A 23,088-nucleotide genomic window follows, 5' to 3' on the forward strand; every position below is an offset into this window, starting at 1 on the left:
GGGACACGACATGAGCACCATCCTCGACCACCAAGGCAAACCGTTCCAGCGAGCGCAGCTGAGCCAGCCGCAGACGGCGCACATGGCTGCGCTGCATACCGAGTACGAAAACCATCCGAGCCGCGGCCTCACGCCGGCCAGGCTGGCGAGCATCCTGCAGCGCGCCGAACGCGGTGACCTGGTCGCGCAGCACGAGCTGTTCCAGGACATGGAAGAGAAGGACGCGCACCTCTTCAGTGAACTGCAGAAGCGCCGCCTTGCGCTGCAAACGCTTGATTGGGAAATCGTGCCGCCACGCGACGCGACACCCGAAGAGGAGAAGCTGACCGAGTACGTGCGCGATGCCATCGGCGCGTTGGCCGACATCGAGGATCTGATCTTCGACATGACCGACGCCATCGGTCATGGCTTTTCTGCCATTGAACTGGAGTGGCGGAACGTGGACGGCCAGCTGCTGCCGATGAAGGCCACGCATCGTCCGCAGTCCTGGTTCGCTGTCTCCACGCTTCCGGGTGCCAACCGCAACCAGTTGCTGCTTCGCAGCTTCAAAACGGCCGACGGTGAGCCGCTCTGGCCGTTCGGCTGGATCTTGCATCAGCATCGTGCGCGCAGCGGCTACTTGTCGCGCGCCGGGCTCTTCCGTGTGCTGGCCTGGCCGTTCCTCTTCAAGAACTACGCGGTGCGCGATCTGGCCGAGTTCCTGGAGATCTACGGCCTGCCGCTGCGACTGGGCACCTATCATCCATCGGCAACCGAGAAGGACAAGAGCACGCTGCTGCGCGCGGTTGTGAACCTTGGCCACGACGCGGCGGCGATCATGCCCGAAGGCATGAAGGTGGAATTCAAGGAGGCTGCAAAGGGCGAGGAAAGCCCGTTCAATTCGATGGTGAGCCTCATGGAGCGCTCGATGTCGAAGGCGATCCTAGGCGGCACGCTCACGAGCGGTGAAGGCGAGCACGGCACGCAGGCGCTTGGCGAGGTGCACAACGAAGTGCGCCATGACTTGAAGAAGGCCGATGCCCGCCAGCTCAGTGCAACGCTGACCGCCCAGCTCGTATATCCGATCCTGGCCGTGAACAAGGGCCTCACGGACATGCGCCGCTGCCCGCGTCTGGTGTTCGACACCCAAGAGCCGGAAGACATCAAGCTGTACGCGGACGCCGTTCCGAAGCTCGTCGAGGTCGGCATGCGCATCAAGCGCAGCTGGGCTCACGAGAAGCTCAAGATCCCGGAAGCGCAGGACGATGAGCCCGTGCTCTCCAAAGCACCCGCGCCGGCACCTGCAGCGGCTCCAGCTGCCGCCGCCCAGCACGCACGCATTGCGCGCCTGGCAACCCAGCCAACCGCGCCTGCGGACGAGCTGGACGAACTGGCCGGCGAGATGCTGGACGAGTGGGAAGAAACGCTGGGCGAACTGGTCGAGCCCATCGAGCAGGCGCTGGCGTCGGCCACCAGCTTCGAGGATTTCAGCCAGGCGCTGGAGTCCAGTCTGGCCGGCCTGGAGCCCGACCGCCTGGTCGAGCTGCTGGCGCGTGGCGCTTTCGCTGCCCGGATCTGGGGGCGGCTGAACGCGCCGAAGAAGGCGGCTGCCCAAAAATGAGGCACGAAACCGCCCGGAAACCCGCATCGGGCCGTGATTTGGCCCACCAAGCCCGGAAATCGGGCGTTTGGGCGCTTCCGGCCGTTTTGGCTACCACCCCACGTATTTTTTTGTTGCGCGGCGTTTCAATCGGTTGGAAATGCCTTGTCGGGCGCTTTTTTTGGGGGGGTACACCCCCCATCCGGGGTTGAGGCATGGCCGAAGTCCAGCTCAAGCCCCTTCCGCCGGCCGAAGCCATCGCCTATTTCAGGCAGAAAGGCTACCGGGTCGGCTTCGATTATCGGGATGTTTGGCAGCAGGAGCATCAGGCCGCGTTCACGGTCGCCAAGGCCATGCAGGTAGATCTGCTGGCGGAGATCCGCGCAGGCCTGGACGCCGCCCTGGCTGATGGCACGACTTTCGAGACCTTCCAGCAGGCGCTGCGCCCGCGCCTGGTGGCGCGCGGCTGGTGGGGTCGCCAGGAGATGGTGGACCCGGACGATGGCGAGAAGAAGCTTGTCCAGCTGGGCAGCCCGCGCCGCCTGCAGGTGATCTATGACACAAACCTCGCCACCGCGTACAGCGAGGGGCAGTGGGAGCGCGTCCAGCGCAACAAGCAGATCTTCCCGTTCCTGGAATATGTGAAGTCGGCGGCAGAGCATCCGCGCACCGAGCACCTCGCCTATGCAGGCCTCGTGCTGCCGGCGGACGATCCCTGGTGGCAGACGCACATGCCGATCAAGGACTACGGCTGCAAGTGCAGCGTGATCCAGCACACGCGCCGCATGCTGGACCGCGAGGGCCTCACCGTCGGCACGCCGCCGCCCGATGTGATGCGCACGGTCGTGAACAAACGCACCGGCGAAGAGATGCAGGTGCCGGCCGGCGTGAACCCTGCATTTCACTATCCACCAGGTGGCCGCGCCGCGTCACTCGGCAAGACGATGATGCAGAAGGCAGAGCTGCTGAACTCGCAGCTCGCCGCTCGGGCGCTGACACCAGGCACGACACGCTGGCTGCCGCTCGTTCAAGCCGAGTTCAGCCAGTACGTCGGCCGCTACGAGGCTGGCGAGCGCAAGCAGCTCGGATCTCGTCGTGTGGTCGGCGTGCTTTCGCCGGCCGTGCTGCAGTCGCTCGATGCGATGGGCCGAAAGCCCGAGAGCGCGGGTATCTCCGTGCAGCTGGCCGCGCTGTCCAAGTTGATCGGCCGGGCCCGCACCGCCGAGCGCCAGGCGCGCAATCCGAATGCGGCCGCAGTGGCGGCGCTGCCGACCATGCTGGCGCAAGCCGAAAGCGTGTGGTGGGACGAGGCGGACAGCGGTGCGCTGGTTTTCCTGGTGAACTCGCCGAACGATGCGCGACTGCTGAAAATCGCCGTGCGCACCGACTTCCAGGATCGGTCGGTCAAGACCAACGCGGTTCGTTCGATGATGTATGTGGACCGCAAGAGGCTGCAGACCAAAGGCTGGACTCGCCTGGATGGCGGAGGCAAGCGATGATGGGGGTGAACGTGCGCTGCGGCGAGACGCCTATCCGCTTATCGCGGCACTCTCGCATGCCGGCCGCACTCCGCAATCTCATGTTGCGGACGACCGGGGTGGACGACGATTTTCCCAGCCCTCGCAGCGCCCCTCAATCTTACTGCAATGGACTAAAGCTCTTTACTAGAGCGGTGCCGGGCATCGCGCGAGCATCGGGGCTTCTATGAAGCATACAGCCATTGCCCTCCTCGCAGCTGCGCTCACCTTGCAAGCGAATGCCGATGTGCATCTCGTGCCTGCAGGTGAGTTCTCTGGCCGCGACGGGCGTCCGCAGGAGACCAAGTCATGGAAGCTCACTGATGACCAGGGCCGTGCGCTCGCCGCACGCCTGAACGCTCGTCACGTCAAAACGCAGTTCCAGTTCGACTACGAGCACCAGACCATGCTGGCCGAGCAAAACGGTCAGCCCGCGCCCGCCAGTGGCTGGGCCCAGCGCTTCGAGTGGCGCGACGGCGACGGCCTCTATGCGGTCGGCGTGCAGTGGACCGAACGTGCGCTGCAGATGCTGAAGTCGGGCGAGTATCGCTACATCAGCCCGGTGCTGGTCTATCACAAGAAGACCGGCGAAGTCCTTGACGTGCTGAACGCGTCGCTGGTCGGCATCCCCAATCTCCTCGAACTCAATCCCGCTGCGCAAGAGCGCGTGGCGCGGCTCAACGCTTTCTTCACTCAACAGGAGTCAGACACCATGAACCCGATTCTCAAGGCGCTGCTGGCGGGCCTAGGCCTGGCCGACGCAGCGACTGAAGCCGAGGCCACCACGGCACTCTCGGCACTCAAGGCCAAGGCCGACCAGGTCGAAGGCCTGCAGGCCAAGGTGACCACCGCTGAAACCGAAGTCGCCCAGCTCAAGGCCAAGAGCACGAGCGAACCCGATCCCACGAAGTACGTGAGCATCGACAAGTTCAACACGCTGAACACCGAAGTGACTTCGCTGAAGGCGAAAGACTCGCAGCGCGAAGTGGACTCGCTCATCGAGCAGGCCAAGAACGACGGCAAGCTGACGCCCGCTGCCGAATCCGTCTGGCGCGATGTGGGCAAGGCCGACATCGCCCAGCTCAAGGCACTGATCGAAAAGACGCCGGCCAACCCGGCGCTCGCCGGCCAGTCGCAGACCGGTGGCAAGAACCCGCCCGAGCAGGGCGAGCAGACCGTCGCGGATCTGACCACGGCGGCCAACAAGTACATCGCGGAGCAAGCCGCCCTGGGCATCCAGGTCGATTCGGCTCAGGCGGTGAACCACGTCATGAAGCAACAACAGAAGGCGGCCTGACATGAACGTCATCCTCGAAAAAACCTTTGTCGCGGGCGCTGCCATTGCAGCCTGCACCATCGTCAAGCACGGCGCTGCCGATGACGCGGTGATTCCGGCGGCTGCCGCCACGGACTCGCTGCTCGGTGTCGCCTCGCGTGACTTCGATACCGCCATCGGCGAACGCATCGACATCATGACCCAGGGCGTCGCCAGCGTGAAGCTGGCCGGCACGGTCACCCGTGGCGGCCCCGTCACTTCCAACGCTGCAGGTTTGGGCGTGGCAGCTGCGCCCGCTGCAGGCTCCAACGTGCGCGTCATTGGCGTCGCCATGCAATCCGGCGTAGCCGGGGATGTGATCGACGTCCTGATCTCTCAGTCCGTGATGCAGGGCTGATCAACAGAAACAACCAGGAGAACGATCCATGAAGCGTCCCTATCCCGTCGATGCGCGCTTGACCGCCATCGCCCTCGCGTACCGCAATCCGGACATCGCGCTCATCGCCGATGACATCCTGCCGCGCACGCCCACTGATGCCGACTTCAAGTGGCTGAAGTACGACCTGGCACAGGGCTTCACCCTGCCGGACACCAAGGTCGGCCGCAAGTCGATGCCTGGCGAAGTCGAGTTCGTCGGTACCGAGCAGCAAAGCACCGTCGATGATCACGGTCTCGACGACATCGTCCCGAACACGGACATCGAAGACGACAACCAGAACGTCGATCCGCTGGGCAAGGCCACCATGTTCACGACGCAGCTGGTGCAGCTGGCGCGCGAGAAGCGGGTTGCCGACCTGGTGTTCAACACGGGCAGCTATCTGGCTGGCAACCAGGCCACGCTGTCTGGCACGTCGCAGTGGAGCGACTTCACCAACAGCAATCCGGTGGACGCAATCTTTGCAGCGCTGGATATCCCGGTGATGCGTCCGAACGTCGCCGGCTTCGGCCAAGCTACATGGACGAAGCTTCGTCAGCATCCCAAGCTCGTGCAGGCCATCAAGGGCACGAACCAGGCGACCGGTGCCATCACCCGCCAGGAGTTCTGCGACTTCTTCGAGATCGCGCAGATCCACATCGGTGCCGGCTTCATCAATACCGCCAAGAAGGGGCAGGCGGCTGCTATGTCGCGCTGCTGGGGCAAACATGCGGCCTTCATCTACCGCGACCGCGCAGCAGGCCCGCAAGCCGGCGTGACCTTCGGCTTCACCGCCGAAAAGGCCAAGCTGCAAGCCGTGGTGATCGACGAGCCGAAGCTCGGCGTGGACGGCTCCAAGCGCGTGCGTGTCTACGAACGCGTGAAGGAAGTCGTCACGGCCACCGAGCTGGGCTACTACTTCCAGAACGCCGTGGCCTGATCGGCCGGAAAGGTAAGAGGTTACACACATGGCTACCGCAGCACCGAAGACCTTCTCCGTGAAGGCCAAGACGCCCGTCGAGCACAGCGGCCAGCGCTATGAGCCTGGCAGCGACATCGGCGAGCTGACCGAGAAGCAGGCCGACGCGCTCGTCGATGTCGGCGCGGCCGAAGACAAGAAGGCCGAGAAGTAACACCTGCTGTCGCAATGGTGTTGATCGGTGCCGCGGCGCGACGCAGCTGCGGCACCGGGAGCCAGTCACCAGGCCGGGGCGTCAGGGCGCAAGCCCTCCCGGATCTGCAAGCCTCAGTTGACCACTGAGTTCTGCCCCCACCGAGTTGCGGGGGACAGACCTGAGTGATCCACCAACCACCATGAGCTACGCCACCGCCCTCGACCTGATCACCCGCTTCGACGCGGAAGAGATCGCCCAGCGCGCCGACCGCATCATGCCGCGTCGCGTGTTTGGTCCTCTGCTGACGGCCGTGGCATCGAGCGCCGACCTGTCGGATTACGACGTGGACGAAGTCGCGCAAGCGGGCGTTGCCATGATCCGTGTGCAGCGCGCCCTGGATGACGCACGCGATGCGATCAACAGCTACATCAGCTCGAAGTACTCGCTGCCCATTTTCCCGGTGCCTGCCATCCTGCAGCGCCTGGCATGCGATCTGGCGCGCTTCTACCTGTACGACGACACGGCCACCGAGCAGGTGAAAGACCGGCACACGGCTGCGATGAAGCTGCTGGACGACGTGCGCGCAGGCAAAGCGCAGCTCGGCGCTGATGCGGCCACCGGCGAGCAGCCGCCCAGCTCGGCCGGCGCGGAGCTGGTGAGCGGTGAGCGCGTCTGGCAGCGCGACCGCTCCAAAGGGTTCATCTGATGGTCGCCGCGACCACCGCCGTCATTGAAGGCGCAGTCGCCCTGCAACTGGGCATGCGCCGCATGCGCCAGTTGGGTGACAGCTCGCGCCCGATCTTCGATGCCATCGGCCAGTACGGCGAGAGCAGCACGCGGCTGCGCTTCAAGAAGGGTATCGGCCCGGATGGCGCACGCTGGAAGCCCAGCGCGCGTGCTTTGGCATCGGGCGGCCAGACTCTGGTCAACAAGGGCGCACACGGCGGCTTGCTGGGCAGCATCACCTATCGCGCAGACAACGAGTCCGCCGAGTGGGGCACGAACAAGATCTATGCGGCAATCCACCAGTTCGGCGGAACGATTCGTCCGCGAGCTGCGCGCAACCTTCGATTCCGGACGGCTGGCGGCGCATTCGTCAGCACCAAGCGCGTCGTGATGCCGGCGCGCCCGTTCCTCGGCCTGAACGACGAGGATCACCGCGAGATCCCACAGATCGTCGTGGACGTGGTGAAGGCTGCGGAAGCCGGCCGCATGGGTGGAGGCTTCGTCTGATGCTTGCCTTCCATGAAACCGCTTTACTGGACGCGTTGAAGAACCGTCCAGGTCTGAAGCTCTCGCTGCGGCATGTTGGCGCAATCCCGGACGTGCCAGACGAGAAGCTACTCGCGCAGTACCAAACTGACGCGCCCGCCATCTACCTGGCCGCGCCCAAGCTCGTCGTGGAAAACGACACGGCGAAGATCCGCGCCGTCCTGGTGATCATGGTGCGCAACGTCGGTGACCGCGACCAGGCACGCAAGGGCAATGCGAGGGAGCTGGGCATCGACCAGTACCTCACGCTGATCCTGCGAACGGTGAATGGCAAGTTCATCGGCGACACGAGCTGGTTCTGCAAGAGCGCCGAGTTCGCTGACGACAACCTGTTCGTGAAGCACGGCCTCACAGCGATGGAAGTTGCCATTGAATCCGGCGCAATTGAGCTGCCCTACGAAGCGCCGGCACCGGATATGCCGCTGGACGACTTCGAGCACTTCCATGCCGACATCGACATCGTGCCGCACACCCTCTCCGCGGAATACGGCAAGTGGCTTCAGCAGCCGCCCGACTACACGACCTCGCGCCCCGATGCGCAAGCCGATCTTTCACTTGCAGGAGGCTCCTGATGAGCACTGAAGAACGCGTTTTCATCAAGCCGGGCGTGATGCCCGACGGCACGCCCATGAAGGCGCGCAAGCCGATGGGTGGCTTTCTCGCCGACGAAGGCGAAGAGGTGATCCTGGACAGCCACTGGCGTCGCCGCCTGGCGGACAAGGACGTGGTGCTGGCCGAGAAGCCTGCCGAGTCCAAGTCTGGCAAGGCCCCCAAGTAACTACCGGAGCCAACCATGCCCGACAACATCACTTTCAACACGCTGCCGATCGACATCCGCACGCCTGGTCAGTACATCGAGATCGACAACAGCAAGGCGCTGCGCGGACTGCCGAACATGAACCGCCGCATGCTGTTCATCGGCAACAAGCTGGCAGCTGGCACGGCAGCCGGTGGTGCGCTGCAGCGCATCAACAGCGCAGCGGAAGCCGCGACGCTCTTCGGTCGCGGCAGTGTGCTGCACGAGATGCTCAAGTTCGCCCGCGATGCCAACAAGACCAGCGACATCTGGGCCATCGGCCTTGACGATCTGGGCGGCGGCGTTGCCCAGGTGCAGACCATCACTGTCACGGTGACGACCGCGCAGGCCGGCACCATTTCGCTGTACGTGAACGGCCAGAAGCTGTCGGTCGGTGTGTCTGCCGGTGACGCCGTGGCGACCATCGCCACCGCAATCGCGGCCGCGATCAACGCGTACCTCGATGGCCCCGTGACCGCTACCTCCGCCGCCGGCGTCGTGACAGTCACGGCTCGCCACAAGGGCCAGTTCACCGCCGACATCGATCTGCGCGTCAACTACTACTCTGACGAGAAGACGCCCACGGGCGTTACCCTGGTAGTGGCAGCCGGCGCTGCTGGCGCCGGCAACCCGGACGTTGCTACGGCACTCGCTGCCATCAACTCCGAGTCGTTCTACAGCATCGTGACGCCTTACAACGATGCAGCCAACCTCACGAAGCTGGAGACCGAGTTCAACAGCCGCTGGGGCGGAATGGACATGCGGACCGGTCATGTGTTCTACGGGTTCAAGGGAACGCAAGGCCAGATCACCACGCACGGCAGCGCGCGCAACAGCCCGCACAGCTCATTCATCGGCGTGAAGAACCCGCCGCAGGCACCCTACATCTGGGCGTCGGTGTTCGCCGCTGTCGTCGAGTTCAACGGTGCCATCGACCCGGCCCGGCCGTTCCAGACGGTGGCGCTGCCTGGACTGCTGCCGCCTGCTCAGGCGGACCGCTACACGCGTCTGGAGCGCGATCTGAACCTGCGCGACGGCTGCAGCACCTTTACCGTTGATCAAGGCGGAAACGTGCTCATCGAGCGCGTGGTCACGACCTACCAGGTCAACGCCTACGGTCTTGACGACGTGAGCTACCTTGACCTGGAAACGAAGTGGACCGTGGACTACATGCGCTTTGCGTTCCGCGCCGCCATCGCGTTCAACTTCCCGCGCCACAAGCTGGCAGACGACGGCACGAACTTCGCGCCGGGTCAGGCCGTGGCTACGCCCAGCACCATCAAGAGTGTGTTGCTGGCAACGGCCCGGCAACTCGAAGAGGTTGGCCTGCTGGAAAACTTTGCTCAGTTCAAGACCGACCTGATCGTGGTGCGCAGCACGAGTGACCGCAACCGCGTGAACGCGATTCTGCCGCCCGACGTGGTCAACCAGTTCCGCGTGTTCGCGGCGTCGGTGCAGTTCATCCTGTAAGGAGAAGAGATCATGTCCCAAGTCACCGGCAAGGTGGTTTTCACCATCAATGGCAAACGCCTTCGCAGCAAGGAAGGCGCGAAGCTCAACATGGGCGGTATCGCCCGCGATCCCGCCCTATCCGACAGCGGCGTAGATGGGTACACCGAGAAGTACGAGGTGCCGCAGGTGGATTGCACCATCAACCACACAGCGGACATCAGCCTCCAGGAGATCCAGAACTTCAAGGACGGCACCGGGACATTCGAGACCGACACCGGCCGGATCTTCACGTTGAAGGACGCCTGGTGCGCGAAGCCGCCCGAGATGACCAAGGGCGAAGTGACCCTGGTCTTCCAGGCGCGGGAGTGCCTGGAGGGCTGAGCGGATTCCACCCAACACGCGAGCCACCCGCTGCGGTGGCTTTCGTGCCTCTTGAAAACCGTTTTACAGGAGCTTGAACATGAGTCTCACCATTACCAAGAAGCTGCCCTTCAAGTGGAAGGTCGGCGGCAAAGAAGTCCAGGAAGTCGAAGTTCGCCCCGCCACGATGGCAGACGTTTGCGATGCCGAAGGCGAGGCCTCTGCAATGCAGATGAACAACTTCAACATCCAGATGGCGTGCCGTCAGGTCGTGCGAGCCGGCGATTTCACGGGCCCATTCGTCGCCTCGCATTTCAAGGAGCTGCGTGCAAACCAGTTCGGCGTGATCGTGAACGCGATGCGCGAGGCTGATCAGCTGGGGGAAGGTTAGTCCGCCGTCGGGCGGACTTCCACAAGAGCGTGATGCTGTTGTCGATGCGGTTGCACTGGAGCCGCGAGTCGATCATGGCATTGAGCCACGCTGAGTTTGAGTTCTACGTCACAGAAGTGCTGAAGCAAACCGAGCAAGACTAGCAATGAGCCAGTACAACGTCAGCGTCCTCGTCAATGGCAACATCGCCGGCTACCGCCGTGCGATGCAGGACGCTGAGCGCACGACGCGGAGCTTCTCCAGTCTGGCGCAGCGCGAGTTCGCAAAGATCCGCGAGTTCGCGCGCAGCACGCAGGGCCAGCTCGCCGGCCTCGGATTGTCTGTTGGTTTCACCCAGCTGCAGCGCAACGCGGCTCAGTTGCAGAAGACGCTCACGCAGGTACGGCTGACCGCCGGCATGAGCGCACGCGAGCAGCAAGAGGCATATCAGGCCATGTTCGACATGGTCAAGCGCAATGGCGGTGTCATCGAGGAGACCGTTGGCGGGTTCAACAGCCTGGTGCAGGCCGGCCTGAAGTTCAAGGAAGCAATGGCCGCCACCGAGGCGATCAACATGGCGCGCGCAGTGACCGGCGCGTCGGACTCCGTGCTCGCAAGTGCCTTGACCGTCGGTTCTGCGAATTACGGTTTCGACCTCGCCAAGGCGGGCGTCGCAACACAGATGCTCGACAAGATGGCCGTCGCCGGTCGCCTGGGCAACGCCGAACTGGAGAACCTGTCTAACATCTTCCCGCGCGTCGCGCAGCGCGCACAGAGCGCCGGGTTCTCCTTTGACAAGACACTCGCCTTCATCGAAGGCTTGTCGCAGATCGAGCGCCAGCCCGAGCGCCTGGCGACGCTGGCCGACTCGACGCTGCGCCTCTTCACCAACGCCAAGTATGCGAAGGATGCAGAGAAGGCAGTTGGCGTCAAGTTCTTCCAGGCGGACGGTAGCCGTCGCGACCCGCTCGCAATCCTGGAAGACATGCGCAAGAAGTACCAGGCGCTCACGACCGACGCTCAGCGCTTCCAATTCATCTCAAAGGGTTTTCAGAACACGGACCTCGACACGCAGCGTGGCATCCAGGCGCTGCTGTCGGGCCGGCAGCTCGACGACATCCGCGACTTCGAACGCCAGATCGCGTCGGCCGGCGGCACGCTTGCGCGAGATCTCGCCACCGCTACCGACAACGCGGTTGACCAGGCGTCACGGCTGAAGAACGTCCTCCGCGAAGCGGCCGAAGACTTCGCGCGGCCGCTGAACGACGCCTTCACTCGCGGCACGAAGTGGTTGCTCGACTCGAAAGGCGTCACGGGTGGGCAGCTGCTCGCCGGTGGAGCTGCGGGAGCGGCCGGTCTGTATGCGGCGAGTCGGCTCTTGCCTCCGATGCTACGCAGCGTCGCTGGCCGCTTCGGCGGCGTGGGTGCCGGGGTGGCGACGGGCAAGGCGCTCGAAGCCGCGGCTGGTGTTACGCCCGTGTATGTCACCAACTGGAGCGAGATGAGTGGCGGCGGAGGCGGAGGTCTACTAGGGACTGCTGGGGCTGCGGCCGGAGGCGCTGCGTCGGTGGGCTTCCTCGCCCGTATGCGCGGCTTGATTGGCGCTGGGGCGCTGGTAGGCAGCGCGCCCCTTGGCGTTACCGCCGGTGCAGGCGCTGGTGGCCTGGCCGCAATCGGTGCCGGGGTCGGCGCTGCCGGCCTCGCCGGCTACGGCGCAGGTAGCCTGCTTTACAAGGCCGTCGAAAACACCACCTTCGTTGAACGCATCGAGAAGATCCTCGCCGCGTTCGGCAACGAGAATGCGCAGCGCTCGGTGGCTATCAACGAGTCGCTGCGCAGCACGAAGGTCGGTGGTGAGATCACTGTGCGCGTGTTGTCCGATCCGAGCGTGCCCGTGCAGCACCAAGTCAAGCCGTTCAATGGAACGCGCATGTCGGCCGACGTCGGCCATTCCAACCAGGCAGCGGGCTACTGATGGCTTGGCGCGACGAACTTCACCAGACATCGTTCACCCGGAACGGGCAGAGCGTCCAGGCTCCTGGGGCCAGCTTCAGGGGTGTGCCATTCCACACGGTCGATGCTGAACTCGGCGTCGGCCGGCGCACTGTGGCGCACGAGTACCCGCAACGGGATGATCCATTTCCCGAAGATCTTGGCCGACGTGCACGCACCTGGAATGTCGAAGGCTACGTCATCGGTGACAACTTCCTGGCTGAACGCAACGCGCTCTGGGAAGCGCTGGAGACGGCCGGCCCCGGTGAGCTGATCCACCCGCTGTATGGCGTGCTGTGGGTGTCCGTTCAGGACGTGGCGCGAATCCGCACCACGGCGCGCGAAGGGGGCATCGCTCGCTTCACCATCACTTTCATCGAAGCTGGTGGGAATGAGCTGCCGAACGCTCTGCCCGATACGACGCAGCAGGTCGACACCGCCAGCCAGGCGGTGGACGATGCGGCTGGCGAGGCTTATTGCAGCGCGGCCGACGTGTCGGGCCCGCAGGTGCTGGCCGACACGCAAGCATCGAGCTTTGGGCAGGATCTTCAAGGCCTCTTGAAGACGGTGCGCCAGGTCACCAGCACAGAAGGTCTCGCAAATCTCGTGCGCAACGTCTCGCTGGTCAGTGGCGACCTCACCGCCTTGATTCGCACGCCGGTCAACTTGGTGCAGAACCTGCAGTCCCTGCAGCAGCAGTTGGTCGCGGCCGTGTCTCGGCCCCTTTCGGCCTTCGCTGAGTTCCGTGCCGTGTTCGGTGGCAACTCCCGGTCCAGCTCGTCTGCCTATGCGGGTGGCACTCGCTCGCGACTGTCGATGAACGAAAACGCCCGCGCAGATCTGCAGCGTCGCACTGCAATTTCGCAGCAAGCGCGCATGCTCACCATCGCCATCAGCGACGGTGCGGTGGAGACGGCCGACCAGGCGCTTGCGCTGCGCGATGCGCTGCTAGCCCAGATCGATTCGGAGCTGGAGACGACCGACCCCGATGTAGCCACGGCGCAGGCACTGAGCGCGCTGCGCACGGCCGTGACGCGTGATGTGTCGGTGCGCGCGGAACTGCTGCAGCAGCGGTCCACCTTCACCAGCCATGCGGTGCTGCCTGCCCTGGTGCTGGCGCATCGCGTCTACCAGGACGCCACCCGCGCCGACGAGCTCGTGACGCGCAATGCAGTCGCCAACCCCGCCTTCGTGCCGGCCGGCGAAGTGGAGATCCTGCTGTGACCGAAAACAATCGAGTCGAGCTGCTGGTGGACGGCCTGGCGTACGGCGGCTGGGAGCGTGTGGAGATCCAGCGCGGCATCGAGCAGATCGCGGGCGGCTTCATCCTGCAGCTCACGCAGCGCTGGCCTGGCGCCACCTTTCCTGCGCGCCTGCGCGAAGGACTGGCTTGCCAGGTGCGAATCGGCTCGGATGTGGTGATTACCGGCTACATCGACCAGTACGAGCCTGAGCTGACCGACACGAGCAGCTCGATCCGCGTGGAAGGCCGGGACAAGACCGGTGACCTGGTCGATTGCTCCGCCATCTACAAGGGGGGCCAGTGGCACGGCGTCAAGCTTGAACGAATCGTGCGCGACATCGTTGCACCGTTCGGCCTCAAGGTCGTGCTGCAGGACGGGCTCGATCAGGGCGAAGTCTTCAAGTCGTTCGCCCTGGAAGATGGTGAGAAGGCATTCGATGCCATTGACCGTGCCTGCCGCCTGCGCGCCGTGCTCTGCACCAGCACGCCGGCGGGCGAAGTGTTCCTCTGCAAGTCCGGTGACACGCATACCGGCGTAACGCTGGAGGAAGGCGTCAACGTCAAGCGCATCAGCGCCACCCACACCTGGAAGGACCGTTTTAGCCAGATCATCGTCAAGGGCCAGACAGCGGGTGACGATGAATCGTGGGGCGCGTCCACCGCGCACCTCAAGTCAGAGGCCAAGGATGCGGAGATCGATCGGTATCGACCGCTGGTAGTCATGGCCGAGCAAGGCGTGAGCAACTCGGCGCTGAAGGAGCGCGCGGAGTGGGAAGTGAATGTCCGCATGGGTCGAGGCAAGCGCGGCAAGGCGGTCGTCGTCGGCTGGCGCACTGGCAAGGACGGCATTCAGGGCTCACTGTGGTTGCCGAACACGCTGGTCAACGTGATCAGCCCACGGATGAACATGGACGCCGAAGTTCTCATCGTGGGCTGCGCTTACACGATCACCGAGCAAGGCACGTTCACCGAATTGACCTTCGCGCTGCCGGAAGCCTTCGAGCAGGTTGAAGGAGTTGGCCGCAGCAAGCTGGCCGGACGACTCAAGAACAAGGCGCATCGCAAGAAGAAGGATGAGGGCTTCACGGCCAGCTGGGAACGTGATCCCCCGAAGGGCAAGAAATGAGCGAAGAAACCAAAGCACTTCGCAGCCTCGGCAATCGCATGCGCCTATCCGTCGCGCGCGCTGTGCTCGATTTCGTGAACGACACGCTCAAGCTCCAGGCGGTGCAGATCCAGCTGCAGGAGGGCGTGGTACGTGACAAGGTCGAGCGCTTCCAGAACTACGGACTCACGTCTGTGCCGCTACCAGGCGCTGAAGCCGTCGCGGTCGCCGTCGGCGGAAGCACAGATCACTACCTGGTCATCGCCGTGGATGACCGCAACTATCGGCTCCAGGGACTGGAAGGCGGAGAGGTGGCGCTCTATGACGATCTTGGCCACAAGGTCCACCTCACGCGCAACGGCATCGTGATCGACGGGGCTGGGCATGCCGTGCTGATGCAGAACCTCACGAAGCTGCGCGTGGAGGCCAACATTGAAGCCACCGGCCAGATCAAGGATCTCTGCGACACCACGGGGAAGACGATGGCGTCGATGCGCACCGCCTACAACGGACACACGCACAACGAAACCGGCGGGGTGACCAACGGCCCCAACACGGCGATGTGAATAAAGCGCTTTAGATGACCCTTTGACGCCCACCCAACAGACTGCATCCAATGGACCTCGCCCTGACTTTCAACCCCGAGATCGGCATGCTGGACATCAGCCTGGCTGGTGCCGACCTGCTGGTGGAAGACACGCTTGCCACGGCCGTGATGCTGTCGCTCATGTGTGACCGCACTGCGCAGGCACACGAAGTGGAGCTGGGCGCAGATCGACGCGGCTGGTGGGCTGACGCCTACGCTGACAACGCGAGCGATATGTTCGGGTCGCGGCTCTGGTTGCTTGGCCGTTCGAAGCAACTGCCGGCAACCGTTCAGCGCGCACGCGCGTACATCGCCGAGGCACTGCAGTGGATGGTGGGTGACGGCCTGGTGCAATCGATGGATGTGACGGCCTTCATTCCCCGCTCAGGCTGGCTGTACGTGGACGCGATCCTCACGCTGCCCGCTGGCAGCCGTCGCTTTCGCTTCGAGTGGAACGACGAGTCACAGGCCTGGCGTCTTGCCGGTGAACGGTTCATCGAGGTGCAGTGATGCCGCTTGACCGCCCGACGCTTCCCCAGCTGATCGACCAAGGCGCTGCGGAGTTCGAATCACGCCTGCCTGGCGTGCTTGTGCGTGTGCGCAGGAGCCTGGTCGGCGTTCTCAATCGTGTGATCGCTGGTGGCCTCTCGGCCCTTTATCAGTTTGCTGAGCACCTGAACCGCCAAGTGTGGCCCGATCTCGCGGACGAGGAACATCTGGTCGATCACGGGGCGCGCTGGGGCAAGTATCGCAATCCAGCTGTTGCGGCAACAGGCACGGCACAGTTTGCTGGCTCCAACGCCGTTCTTATTCCGGCTGGCACCGTGCTGCTACGCGCCGATGGTGTCCGCTATCTGACGGACGCCGATGCAACCATTGCAGCCGGCACCGCGTCTGCGCCCATCACGGCGGAAACGGCAGGTCAGGCGGGAAGCGCCGGGCTGGGCACCGCGCTCCAGCTGGGCACGCCCATTCCTGGTGTGAACAGCGCGGCCGTGGCTTTGACTGCGATCTCTGGCGGAGCCGACATCGAAGACATAGAGGATTGGCGCGCCCGCATCCTCGCTCGCATTCGCAGCGCACCCCACGGCGGCAAAGCCGCAGACTATGAAGAGTGGGCGCTCGAAGTCCCTGGTGTGACCCGTGTATGGGTGAGCACGGGCCCCGCTGCTGGTACGGTGACGATCCGCTTCGCGCGCGACGACGACGCGAGCCCCATCCCTGACGCAGGCGAGGTCGCGGCGGTTCAAGCAGCCATTGATGCCGAGCGGCCGGTGACTGCTACTGCGAACGTCGTCGCACCCATTGCATCGCCTCTCAATTTCACCATCACGTTGACGCCGAACTCGCCTGCAGTTCAAGCCGCAGTCCGGGCCGAGCTGGAAGAGGTGATCCGACGTGAGGGTGAGCCAGGTGGCACCCTGTTGCTCAGTCACCTGCGCGAAGCCATCAGCATCGCTGCGGGTGAGACTGATCATGTTCTAACCTCGCCGTCGGCTAACGTCGTACACGGCACCGGACAACTGCCTGTCATGGGAGTGATCACATGGGTGTGATGTCCGAGCGCTGGCTGGCCGCACTACAGGCCCTTCTGCCGCCTGGCGATGCGCTTACTCGCGAGCCTGGCGCGAATCTCACGCGGCTGCTTGGGGCTGTGGCTGAACTGTTCGGGTTGACACACGAACAGCTCGAAGATCTGCGCGCCCAGTCATCAGACCCGCTGCAGGCCTCCGAGATGCTGGAGGACTGGGAGCGCCTGCTTGGCCTGCCCGACGACTGCATGGTGGGCGTGCCGCTCTCGCTGCTTGAGCGTCGCTCCATCGCTCTTCAACGGCTGACCGAGGTCGGCGGCCAGTCGCGCGCGTACTTCATTGACCTGGCTGCGCGCTTCGGCGAACCGGGCTGCACGATCACCGAGTTCCGGCCCATGAACTGCAACGACGACTGCAACGACGCGTTGTACAGCGAGGCCGACCGGTTCTTCTGGCGTGTCAACGTTCCTCACCCTGCGGCCAACGCGCGGCCCATGAACTGCAACGACGACTGCAACGATGCGCTGCAGTACTACACGCCCTCGCTGATCGAGTGCCCCATCACAGAGCGCAAGCCCGCGCACACCAACGTTCTTTTCGCTTACGCGCCCTAGGAGCTATCAAATGGATCGCATCTCAACTGCAACACGCGCAACCGATCTGTTCGGCGCAGGAAAACACGGCTTCAAGAACGGTGATCTCGGACTTGCCATCGCGCCGACAGACCTGAATGCCGCCTGGTTCAACGGCGCGCAGGAGGAACTGGTTCGGATCATTGAGGCTGGCGGCGTCGTACCGGACGCCGTCACTCTTACCCAGGTGCAGCAGGCCCTCAAGCGGATCTTCGCTGGCAACCTCACGCCCGTCGCCAATGGAACGACCAATCTCACGGCAGATAACGCTGGTCTCGTCCTGATCGATGCGGCCGCTGGCAACGTCACTATCAACCTGCCGGCAGTCACCGCAGTGTCTGGCGTTGGCTTGCAGTACATGTTCTATCGCAAGGACTCGACCGGCAACATCGTCACCGTCAATCGTGCTGGCACGAACAGCATCGACGGTGCCACCTCGTTCACGATCACAGGCCAGTACTCCTCGCGCACCATTGAAGGTGACGCAAGCGGTGCCTGGTCCACCATCGCGCAGACGAACCCAGGTGCCACCGAAGTCAGTCGTCTGCAGGGCGGCTGTACCGCGACCGCTGCAGGCGGTGCGATCACCGTCACGCTTCAGCCTGGCACCATCGACTTCCGCAGCACCACACTGAACAACGGCGCGACAGTTCGTGTCTCGAACGCTTCGGCGATCACGCTCGTGATCCCCAACACGGCGAACTTCGGCGCGGCCACAGCGGATGGCACTCAACGCCTGGCCGTGATGGGCATGAGCAGCGGCACCGCCATCGAGTTGGCGGTGGCCAATCTTCGAGGCGGTGTGAACCTCGATGAAACGGAGCTCATCACTACCGTAGCGATTGGCTCCGCGACGACGACTGCATCGTTGGGCTCTACTACCGCCCGCACGTCACTGGCGCAGCGTGTGCTGTGCTACATCGATGCACTGTTCACCACGGGCACCGGCTGGACGATCAGCAAGGTGCAGCCGGCCGGTGGAAACGCGGCTTCTTCGCTCGGCTCCATCGGCTATGGTCAGACGTGGCAGGTTTTGACGGGCAGTCGGGCAGGTAGCACGACCTACTACAACACGACCGGACGCCCGATCATGGTCGCAATTCAAATCGCCGCGAGTGCGGCTGGCACCGTAGTTGTCAACGGCACCACTGTCGCGGTTATGCCGACGAGTGCGAACAGCGGTGACTCTCTCACCTTCATCGTTCCCGTCGGCGCGTCCTACAGCCTGACGGGCACCTTCAACACATGGGCTGAACTTCGCTGAGCCAGGAGCATCTATGCACAAGTACCTCAAAGACCCGAGCGGTCGCTTGCACTTCTTCTCGGCAGAGGATGTAGAGCGCGGTCGCGTCTGGGTGCCGAACCCGATCATCGATCCCCCGATTCCGCTGCGCGACGAAGCGGGCGAGCAGCGCCGAGACGAGGTCGGGGAGCCGCTCACCGAGGCAGCGCCACTGCGCGAGCCTGTCGAAGGGCCGAACCGCATCTGGAGCCTCGTTCCCGATGGCAGCGTGGAGATCACCGATGAAGAGGCCTATGCCATCGAGCACCCGCCCGAGACGATGCAGCAGGCCGCAGTGCGGCTGCAAAGCATGGTTCAAGGGCACATGGATGCGGCCGCACGCGAGCTGGGCTATGACGACATCAAGACCGCCGTGACGTACGCGGACGAGCCTGCTGTGGCGACGTTCCAGGCCCAGGGCCAAGCATTCCGTTCGTGGCGCTCACGCGTCTGGGCGGCCTGCTACTCGATGCTGGCCGACGCCGAAGCTGCCGGAGAAATCCCGAGCGATGCCGACGTGCTGGCCGCGTTGCCTTCGCTGGAGATGCCCGCATGAGCCTGCTCGATCTCCTCCTTTGGCAGTTCGTCTATCTGCCGCTTGCGCTGCTGCTGGCCTATCCGGGTGTCATTCAGTTCGAGCGCGGCGGTTGGTGGCGGCTGCTGCTGCCGTTCTATCTCGCTGCTCTGCTGGTGGACGTCTGGCTCAATTTCACGACGCTCGCCCTATACACGCGTGATGTGCCGCAACGCCGCGAATACACATTCAGTCAGCGTCTGCAGCGCCTGGTGTTGCTGACGAACTGGCTGGGAATGCTTGCACGCGTGCTGGCTCGCTACCTGAATCGCTGGGACCCGACGCCGCCGCATGTGCGGTTGCCGGAGGAAGTTCCGACGTAAAAAAAGACAGGGCGACTGCCTTCGGTGCGCGAACACCTTGGACAGCCCCTCCGCCGTGAAACTACCACGGCATCGACCAGGGCCCCGCCACCTGTGCACAGGCGAGGGCATTATCGGAGATGCCGAGAGATGAGTGAGAAGAAGAGCCCGTTGGCCTGGCTGGGCGGAAAAAGCAGGCTGGCAGATCAGATCATCGAACTGATGCCACCCCACACGACTTACTGCGAGGTGTTCGCAGGTGCCGCGTGGGTGTTCTTTAAAAAGCCGGAAAGCAAGGTTGAGATCATCAATGACATCAACCGCGAGCTGGTGACCTTGTATCGCTGCGTGCAGCACCATCTGCCCGAGCTGGTGCTGCAGTTCCGCTGGATGCTGGTGGCGCGCGACGAGTTCGACCGCTTCATGCGGACGCCGGCGGACACGCTGACCGACATCCAGCGCTCGGCCAGGTTCTTCTACCTGAGCAAAACGGCGTTCGGTGCCAAGGTGTCCAAGCCGACCTTCGGCGCGGCTGCAACCGCGCCGCCGCGCCTGAACCTGACGCGGATCGAGGAGGACCTGAGCGAAGCGCATCTGCGCCTGGCTCGCGTGTTCGTTGAGTGCCGGCCATTCCTAGACGTGATCAAGAAGTACGACCGCGCTGGCACGCTGTTCTACATCGACCCACCTTATTGGGGCGGCGAGAAAGACTACGGCGAGGGGATCTTCAGCCGTGACGACTTCGCCCGCCTGGCGGAACAACTGCGGGGCATCAAGGGCAAGTTCATCCTGAGCATCAACGACGTGCCGCAGATCCGCGAGACGTTCGCGGACTTCGAGATTCGGGAGGTGCGAACGCGCTACTCGGTGGCGGCCAAGGCCAACCAGGAGGTGGGCGAGCTGCTGATCACGAACTTTGGTCCGGGGCGTCGCCGCGCATAATCCCTCTGTGGACGCTTTCGGCGCGCTTCGGGCCGAGTGCCTCGTGCTCTTCGGCGCGCTTGATGCGCTCGGCGGGCCGGGTCTCCATCAGCAGCGAGGCGTTGCCGCCGTCATAGATGTCGATGGTGCGGCCTGAGAGCGTCGCTCTGCCGGCATCGTGCAGCCACGATACGAAGTCGAGGAACACATCTTCGGGCAGCTCCATCCGCTTTCGCAACTCATGGACGTCGTGATAGTGGGTGGGCCATTTCGCCAGGATCTCCAGCCACCAGCGACGGTACGTCGCCCACGGCTGCACGTTCGGAAGGTTGCCGAACTGAATCTGGCGCTCAAGCTGGGAGATCACCCTGATGCTCCACGCCTGTCGCACGTACTGTTTGAAGCTGACCTCCTGGACGCCGCGATAGACCATCAAGTCTTCATGCATGTGCAGCAACTCCGCCTCCATCAGTGGCAGCAGCGCGGTATCGGGCGGAGTCGCTACACCCGAGAGCAGGAGGAATCCCTCGCTCCGGGTGTACGTCAGTTCCCCGAAGACCTCCCGGCGGACCTTCCGGATTGGTCTCTCGTCTTCCAACAGTTCGATAACGGCGACGTGCATAGCGGAAGGTTACCCGGCCGGCAGGCGGCGACGAGGTCGGGGCGAATAGAGGCCCTACAAGCTGCGCGACGGCCCGCCGATGCCAAGGCCCCGGCCACCGGCCGTTCGTGGCTCCTGCGGCGATCTGGAGGGTCGTTTTTCCGGGTTTGAAGCGTCGTTCAAAGCGGCTTCACGCGCTATGTCGGCAAGACTGGAGGCGGGAGGGAGCCCGGGGAATGTGGGCTGGCTGTGGACAACCGGGGTGGGCTAGCGGGCTGGCGATGCTCCAAGATCGCTGCCGCCGTGCTCCAAAAGCGCGGCCGTTTACACAAGCTCAGGCCAACTCACCCAGTCGCACTACCGAATGATGGGGAAACGGATGGGGAGAAACGATCAAGGGCCCGAAGGCCCTTGTCGTGCTTGAAGCTGTGGCGGAGTGGACGGGACTCGAACCCGCGACCCCCGGCGTGACAGGCCGGTATTCTAACCAACTGAACTACCACTCCCCGGTAGTGCTACGTTCACTCTTTGAGAGTCAAGTGCAGCAAAACTTGGCGACCCTACGGGGATTCGAACCCCGGTACTCACCGTGAAAGGGTGATGTCCTAGGCCTCTAGACGATAGGGTCAAAACCTTGGAACTTCCGTTCGACAACTTTTGGTGGAGGTAAGCGGGATCGAACCGCTGACCTCTTGCATGCCATGCAAGCGCTCTCCCAGCTGAGCTATACCCCCGTTGGGTGTCGAGCCTTGAATTATAGCCCGAAATTTCAGGCTTGCTGCAACCGGGCCAGCACTCTTTCTTTTCCGGCCAGTTCAAGCACCGCATCCACCGACGGCGTCTGTGCGGTTCCCACCACGAGAACGCGCACTGGCATCGCCAGTTGCGGCATTTTCATGCCCTGCGCGGCGAGCACTTCCTTGAAGGCAGCGGAGATGCTGGCCCTGTCCCACGCGATGGCGCTGAATCTCTCGGCCAGCGCCGCGATGGCCGGGCGGACGGCATCGGTGATGTGTTTGTCCCACTCTTCCTGGGACGGTTTCACGTCTGCGTAGAAAGGCTCAGCCCAGTCGGCCAGCGCGACGATGGTTTCGCAGCGGTCCTTGAACAACGCGCAGATGCCGGTGAGACGTTCGTCGGCTGCGATACCGCGTTTCGCCAGTTGCGCCGACACCAGGGGCACCAGTGCATCGTCAGGCATTGCCTTCAGATGCTGCGCATTCACCCACCGCAGCTTCGCGTCGTCGAACTGCGCGGCGCTGCGGCCGAGATGGTCGAGATTGAACCACTCGAGAAACTGTGCGCGGCTGAAGATCTCGTCGTCGCCGTGGCTCCAGCCCAGGCGTGCGAGGTAGTTGACCATCGCATCAGGCAGGTAACCTTCGTCGCGGTACTGCGTGACGGGCTTCGCGCCGTTGCGCTTGCTCATCTTCTCGCCCTGTTCGTTCAGCACGGTGGGCAGGTGCGCGTACACCGGCGGCTCCTTGCCGAGTGCGCGGAAGATGTTGATCTGGCGCGGCGTGTTGTTGACGTGGTCGTCACCGCGGATCACGTGCGTGATGGCCATGTCGATGTCGTCCACCACCACGCAGAAGTTGTAGGTCGGCGTTCCGTCGGGCCGTGCGATCACGAGGTCGTCGAGTTCGTCGTTGCTGATCTCGATGGTGCCCTTGACCTTGTCGTCCCACGCGACAACGCCGCCGATCGGGTTCCTGAACCGCAGCACGGGTTGCACGCCTTCGGGCACGGGCGGGAGGGTCTTGCCGGGCTCGGGACGCCAGGTACCGTCATAGCGCGGCTTTTCCCTGGCCGCCATCTGCTTCTCGCGCAACGCGTCGAGTTCGGCCACGCCCATGTAGCAAGGGTACACATGGCCAGCCGCCTGCAGTTGCGCGAGGACTTCCTTGTAGCGGTCCATGCGCTGCATCTGGTAGAACGGACCTTCGTCATGGTCGAGGCCGAGCCAGGCCATGCCTTCGATGATCACGTCCACTGCGGCTTGCGTGGAGCGTTCGAGATCGGTGTCCTCGATGCGCAGGATGAAGTCGCCGCCCGTGGCACGCGCGAACGCCCACGGATACAGCGCCGAGCGGATATTGCCCAGATGGATGAAGCCCGTCGGCGACGGGGCAAAGCGTGTACGTACCTTGGTCATCGGGAAAAAAG

Annotated in this window: 26 protein-coding genes and 3 tRNA genes; 24 read left to right on the forward strand and 5 right to left on the reverse strand. The window is 63.8% G+C overall.

Annotated elements, in window-relative coordinates:
* Positions 1-10 precede the first annotated feature (10 nt).
* The 24 genes from ACO2Q9_RS02830 (at position 11) to ACO2Q9_RS02945 (ending at position 20,342) form a co-directional block, all read left to right on the forward strand.
* A complete protein-coding gene (locus ACO2Q9_RS02830) occupies positions 11-1,600 on the forward strand; it encodes a DUF935 domain-containing protein (RefSeq protein WP_423308095.1) in 1,590 nt (529 codons plus the stop codon).
* A gap of 194 nt (positions 1,601-1,794) precedes the next feature.
* On the forward strand, positions 1,795-3,078 hold the full coding sequence (locus tag ACO2Q9_RS02835) for a phage minor head protein (RefSeq protein ID WP_423308097.1): 1,284 nt from the start codon (positions 1,795-1,797) through the stop codon (positions 3,076-3,078).
* A gap of 205 nt (positions 3,079-3,283) precedes the next feature.
* Positions 3,284-4,393 (forward strand): phage protease, encoded by a 1,110-nt coding sequence (locus ACO2Q9_RS02840; protein ID WP_423308099.1) that lies wholly within the window; start codon positions 3,284-3,286, stop codon positions 4,391-4,393.
* A gap of 1 nt (position 4,394) precedes the next feature.
* A complete protein-coding gene (locus ACO2Q9_RS02845) occupies positions 4,395-4,769 on the forward strand; it encodes a phage cement protein (RefSeq protein WP_423308101.1) in 375 nt (124 codons plus the stop codon).
* 28 nt (positions 4,770-4,797) lie between these two features.
* On the forward strand, positions 4,798-5,727 hold the full coding sequence (locus tag ACO2Q9_RS02850; RefSeq protein ID WP_423308103.1) for a phage capsid protein: 930 nt from the start codon (positions 4,798-4,800) through the stop codon (positions 5,725-5,727).
* Between the two features lie 28 nt (positions 5,728-5,755).
* On the forward strand, positions 5,756-5,920 hold the full coding sequence (locus ACO2Q9_RS02855; protein WP_423308105.1) for a hypothetical protein: 165 nt from the start codon (positions 5,756-5,758) through the stop codon (positions 5,918-5,920).
* A gap of 181 nt (positions 5,921-6,101) precedes the next feature.
* A complete protein-coding gene (locus ACO2Q9_RS02860; protein ID WP_423308107.1) occupies positions 6,102-6,608 on the forward strand; it encodes a gp436 family protein in 507 nt (168 codons plus the stop codon).
* Positions 6,608-7,135, forward strand: a complete 528-nt coding sequence (locus tag ACO2Q9_RS02865) for a phage virion morphogenesis protein (RefSeq protein ID WP_423308109.1) — start codon at positions 6,608-6,610, stop codon at positions 7,133-7,135. Before ACO2Q9_RS02860 ends, ACO2Q9_RS02865 begins: the two co-directional genes overlap by 1 nt.
* Complete coding sequence (locus tag ACO2Q9_RS02870) at positions 7,135-7,746, forward strand: hypothetical protein (protein ID WP_423308111.1); 612 nt, start codon at positions 7,135-7,137, stop codon at positions 7,744-7,746. The genes ACO2Q9_RS02865 and ACO2Q9_RS02870 overlap by 1 nt, the downstream gene beginning before the upstream one ends.
* The gene (locus tag ACO2Q9_RS02875; RefSeq protein WP_423308113.1) at positions 7,746-7,952 is read left to right on the forward strand and encodes a DUF2635 domain-containing protein; all 207 of its coding nucleotides are present in this window, start codon (positions 7,746-7,748) and stop codon (positions 7,950-7,952) included. Before ACO2Q9_RS02870 ends, ACO2Q9_RS02875 begins: the two co-directional genes overlap by 1 nt.
* A 15-nt stretch (positions 7,953-7,967) precedes the next feature.
* Positions 7,968-9,440 (forward strand): phage tail sheath subtilisin-like domain-containing protein, encoded by a 1,473-nt coding sequence (locus ACO2Q9_RS02880; protein WP_423308115.1) that lies wholly within the window; start codon positions 7,968-7,970, stop codon positions 9,438-9,440.
* 12 nt (positions 9,441-9,452) lie between these two features.
* Positions 9,453-9,803 (forward strand): phage tail tube protein, encoded by a 351-nt coding sequence (locus ACO2Q9_RS02885; protein WP_423308117.1) that lies wholly within the window; start codon positions 9,453-9,455, stop codon positions 9,801-9,803.
* Positions 9,804-9,882: 79 nt separating this feature from the next.
* A complete protein-coding gene (locus ACO2Q9_RS02890; RefSeq protein WP_423308119.1) occupies positions 9,883-10,173 on the forward strand; it encodes a hypothetical protein in 291 nt (96 codons plus the stop codon).
* 145 nt (positions 10,174-10,318) lie between these two features.
* Positions 10,319-12,127 carry a phage tail tape measure protein gene (locus ACO2Q9_RS02895; RefSeq protein WP_423308121.1) on the forward strand — a complete coding sequence of 603 codons (1,809 nt, stop codon included), beginning with the start codon at positions 10,319-10,321 and terminating at the stop codon, positions 12,125-12,127.
* Positions 12,127-13,368, forward strand: coding sequence for a DNA circularization protein (locus ACO2Q9_RS02900; protein ID WP_423308123.1), 1,242 nt, complete (start codon positions 12,127-12,129; stop codon positions 13,366-13,368). Before ACO2Q9_RS02895 ends, ACO2Q9_RS02900 begins: the two co-directional genes overlap by 1 nt.
* Positions 13,365-14,513, forward strand: a complete 1,149-nt coding sequence (locus ACO2Q9_RS02905; RefSeq protein WP_423308125.1) for a phage baseplate assembly protein — start codon at positions 13,365-13,367, stop codon at positions 14,511-14,513. Before ACO2Q9_RS02900 ends, ACO2Q9_RS02905 begins: the two co-directional genes overlap by 4 nt.
* Complete coding sequence (locus ACO2Q9_RS02910) at positions 14,510-15,058, forward strand: phage baseplate assembly protein V (RefSeq protein ID WP_423308128.1); 549 nt, start codon at positions 14,510-14,512, stop codon at positions 15,056-15,058. The genes ACO2Q9_RS02905 and ACO2Q9_RS02910 overlap by 4 nt, the downstream gene beginning before the upstream one ends.
* Before the next feature lie 50 nt (positions 15,059-15,108).
* On the forward strand, positions 15,109-15,588 hold the full coding sequence (locus ACO2Q9_RS02915) for a phage GP46 family protein (protein ID WP_423308130.1): 480 nt from the start codon (positions 15,109-15,111) through the stop codon (positions 15,586-15,588).
* Positions 15,588-16,634: a baseplate J/gp47 family protein gene (locus tag ACO2Q9_RS02920; RefSeq protein ID WP_423308132.1), complete on the forward strand. Its 1,047-nt coding sequence runs from the start codon at positions 15,588-15,590 to the stop codon at positions 16,632-16,634. Before ACO2Q9_RS02915 ends, ACO2Q9_RS02920 begins: the two co-directional genes overlap by 1 nt.
* Positions 16,625-17,224 (forward strand): YmfQ family protein, encoded by a 600-nt coding sequence (locus ACO2Q9_RS02925; protein ID WP_423308134.1) that lies wholly within the window; start codon positions 16,625-16,627, stop codon positions 17,222-17,224. The genes ACO2Q9_RS02920 and ACO2Q9_RS02925 overlap by 10 nt, the downstream gene beginning before the upstream one ends.
* Positions 17,225-17,234: 10 nt before the next feature.
* Positions 17,235-18,506 carry a hypothetical protein gene (locus tag ACO2Q9_RS02930; RefSeq protein ID WP_423308136.1) on the forward strand — a complete coding sequence of 424 codons (1,272 nt, stop codon included), beginning with the start codon at positions 17,235-17,237 and terminating at the stop codon, positions 18,504-18,506.
* 13 nt (positions 18,507-18,519) lie between these two features.
* Positions 18,520-19,080 (forward strand): hypothetical protein, encoded by a 561-nt coding sequence (locus ACO2Q9_RS02935; protein ID WP_423308138.1) that lies wholly within the window; start codon positions 18,520-18,522, stop codon positions 19,078-19,080.
* Positions 19,077-19,421 carry a hypothetical protein gene (locus ACO2Q9_RS02940; protein WP_423308140.1) on the forward strand — a complete coding sequence of 115 codons (345 nt, stop codon included), beginning with the start codon at positions 19,077-19,079 and terminating at the stop codon, positions 19,419-19,421. The genes ACO2Q9_RS02935 and ACO2Q9_RS02940 overlap by 4 nt, the downstream gene beginning before the upstream one ends.
* Before the next feature lie 129 nt (positions 19,422-19,550).
* Complete coding sequence (locus ACO2Q9_RS02945; RefSeq protein WP_423308142.1) at positions 19,551-20,342, forward strand: DNA adenine methylase; 792 nt, start codon at positions 19,551-19,553, stop codon at positions 20,340-20,342.
* Here ACO2Q9_RS02945 and ACO2Q9_RS02950 read toward each other — a convergent pair.
* The 5 genes from ACO2Q9_RS02950 to gltX form a co-directional block, all read right to left on the reverse strand.
* Entirely contained in the window at positions 20,308-20,943 is a 636-nt protein-coding gene (locus tag ACO2Q9_RS02950; protein ID WP_423308144.1) for a hypothetical protein, read from the reverse strand. The two genes, ACO2Q9_RS02945 and ACO2Q9_RS02950, sit on opposite strands and share 35 nt — an antisense overlap.
* Positions 20,944-21,351: 408 nt before the next feature.
* A tRNA-Asp gene (locus tag ACO2Q9_RS02955) sits at positions 21,352-21,428 on the reverse strand.
* A gap of 46 nt (positions 21,429-21,474) precedes the next feature.
* Positions 21,475-21,550 (reverse strand) — tRNA-Glu (locus ACO2Q9_RS02960).
* Between the two features lie 30 nt (positions 21,551-21,580).
* Positions 21,581-21,656, reverse strand: a tRNA-Ala gene (locus ACO2Q9_RS02965).
* 35 nt (positions 21,657-21,691) lie between these two features.
* A complete protein-coding gene (gltX, locus tag ACO2Q9_RS02970) occupies positions 21,692-23,077 on the reverse strand; it encodes a glutamate--tRNA ligase (RefSeq protein WP_423308146.1) in 1,386 nt (461 codons plus the stop codon).
* Between the last annotated feature and the right edge of the window lie 11 nt (positions 23,078-23,088).

The organism is Variovorax sp. VNK109, from assembly GCF_049445855.1.
Classification (GTDB): Bacteria; Pseudomonadota; Gammaproteobacteria; order Burkholderiales; family Burkholderiaceae_C; genus JAGOCV01.

Excerpts from the sequence above, each read along its gene's own strand:
- ACO2Q9_RS02830 (WP_423308095.1), top strand. The coding sequence starts at position 11 with ATGAGCACCATCCTCGACCACCAAGGCAAACCGTTCCAGCGAGCGCAG.
- ACO2Q9_RS02835 (WP_423308097.1), top strand. The coding sequence starts at position 1,795 with ATGGCCGAAGTCCAGCTCAAGCCCCTTCCGCCGGCCGAAGCCATCGCC.
- ACO2Q9_RS02840 (WP_423308099.1), top strand. The coding sequence starts at position 3,284 with ATGAAGCATACAGCCATTGCCCTCCTCGCAGCTGCGCTCACCTTGCAA.
- ACO2Q9_RS02845 (WP_423308101.1), top strand. The coding sequence starts at position 4,395 with ATGAACGTCATCCTCGAAAAAACCTTTGTCGCGGGCGCTGCCATTGCA.
- ACO2Q9_RS02850 (WP_423308103.1), top strand. The coding sequence starts at position 4,798 with ATGAAGCGTCCCTATCCCGTCGATGCGCGCTTGACCGCCATCGCCCTC.
- ACO2Q9_RS02855 (WP_423308105.1), top strand. The coding sequence starts at position 5,756 with ATGGCTACCGCAGCACCGAAGACCTTCTCCGTGAAGGCCAAGACGCCC.
- ACO2Q9_RS02860 (WP_423308107.1), top strand. The coding sequence starts at position 6,102 with ATGAGCTACGCCACCGCCCTCGACCTGATCACCCGCTTCGACGCGGAA.
- ACO2Q9_RS02865 (WP_423308109.1), top strand. The coding sequence starts at position 6,608 with ATGGTCGCCGCGACCACCGCCGTCATTGAAGGCGCAGTCGCCCTGCAA.
- ACO2Q9_RS02870 (WP_423308111.1), top strand. The coding sequence starts at position 7,135 with ATGCTTGCCTTCCATGAAACCGCTTTACTGGACGCGTTGAAGAACCGT.
- ACO2Q9_RS02875 (WP_423308113.1), top strand. The coding sequence starts at position 7,746 with ATGAGCACTGAAGAACGCGTTTTCATCAAGCCGGGCGTGATGCCCGAC.
- ACO2Q9_RS02880 (WP_423308115.1), top strand. The coding sequence starts at position 7,968 with ATGCCCGACAACATCACTTTCAACACGCTGCCGATCGACATCCGCACG.
- ACO2Q9_RS02885 (WP_423308117.1), top strand. The coding sequence starts at position 9,453 with ATGTCCCAAGTCACCGGCAAGGTGGTTTTCACCATCAATGGCAAACGC.
- ACO2Q9_RS02890 (WP_423308119.1), top strand. The coding sequence starts at position 9,883 with ATGAGTCTCACCATTACCAAGAAGCTGCCCTTCAAGTGGAAGGTCGGC.
- ACO2Q9_RS02895 (WP_423308121.1), top strand. The coding sequence starts at position 10,319 with ATGAGCCAGTACAACGTCAGCGTCCTCGTCAATGGCAACATCGCCGGC.
- ACO2Q9_RS02900 (WP_423308123.1), top strand. The coding sequence starts at position 12,127 with ATGGCTTGGCGCGACGAACTTCACCAGACATCGTTCACCCGGAACGGG.
- ACO2Q9_RS02910 (WP_423308128.1), top strand. The coding sequence starts at position 14,510 with ATGAGCGAAGAAACCAAAGCACTTCGCAGCCTCGGCAATCGCATGCGC.
- ACO2Q9_RS02915 (WP_423308130.1), top strand. The coding sequence starts at position 15,109 with ATGGACCTCGCCCTGACTTTCAACCCCGAGATCGGCATGCTGGACATC.
- ACO2Q9_RS02920 (WP_423308132.1), top strand. The coding sequence starts at position 15,588 with ATGCCGCTTGACCGCCCGACGCTTCCCCAGCTGATCGACCAAGGCGCT.
- ACO2Q9_RS02925 (WP_423308134.1), top strand. The coding sequence starts at position 16,625 with ATGGGTGTGATGTCCGAGCGCTGGCTGGCCGCACTACAGGCCCTTCTG.
- ACO2Q9_RS02930 (WP_423308136.1), top strand. The coding sequence starts at position 17,235 with ATGGATCGCATCTCAACTGCAACACGCGCAACCGATCTGTTCGGCGCA.
- ACO2Q9_RS02935 (WP_423308138.1), top strand. The coding sequence starts at position 18,520 with ATGCACAAGTACCTCAAAGACCCGAGCGGTCGCTTGCACTTCTTCTCG.
- ACO2Q9_RS02940 (WP_423308140.1), top strand. The coding sequence starts at position 19,077 with ATGAGCCTGCTCGATCTCCTCCTTTGGCAGTTCGTCTATCTGCCGCTT.
- ACO2Q9_RS02945 (WP_423308142.1), top strand. The coding sequence starts at position 19,551 with ATGAGTGAGAAGAAGAGCCCGTTGGCCTGGCTGGGCGGAAAAAGCAGG.
- ACO2Q9_RS02950 (WP_423308144.1), bottom strand. The coding sequence starts at position 20,943 with ATGCACGTCGCCGTTATCGAACTGTTGGAAGACGAGAGACCAATCCGG.
- gltX (WP_423308146.1), bottom strand. The coding sequence starts at position 23,077 with ATGACCAAGGTACGTACACGCTTTGCCCCGTCGCCGACGGGCTTCATC.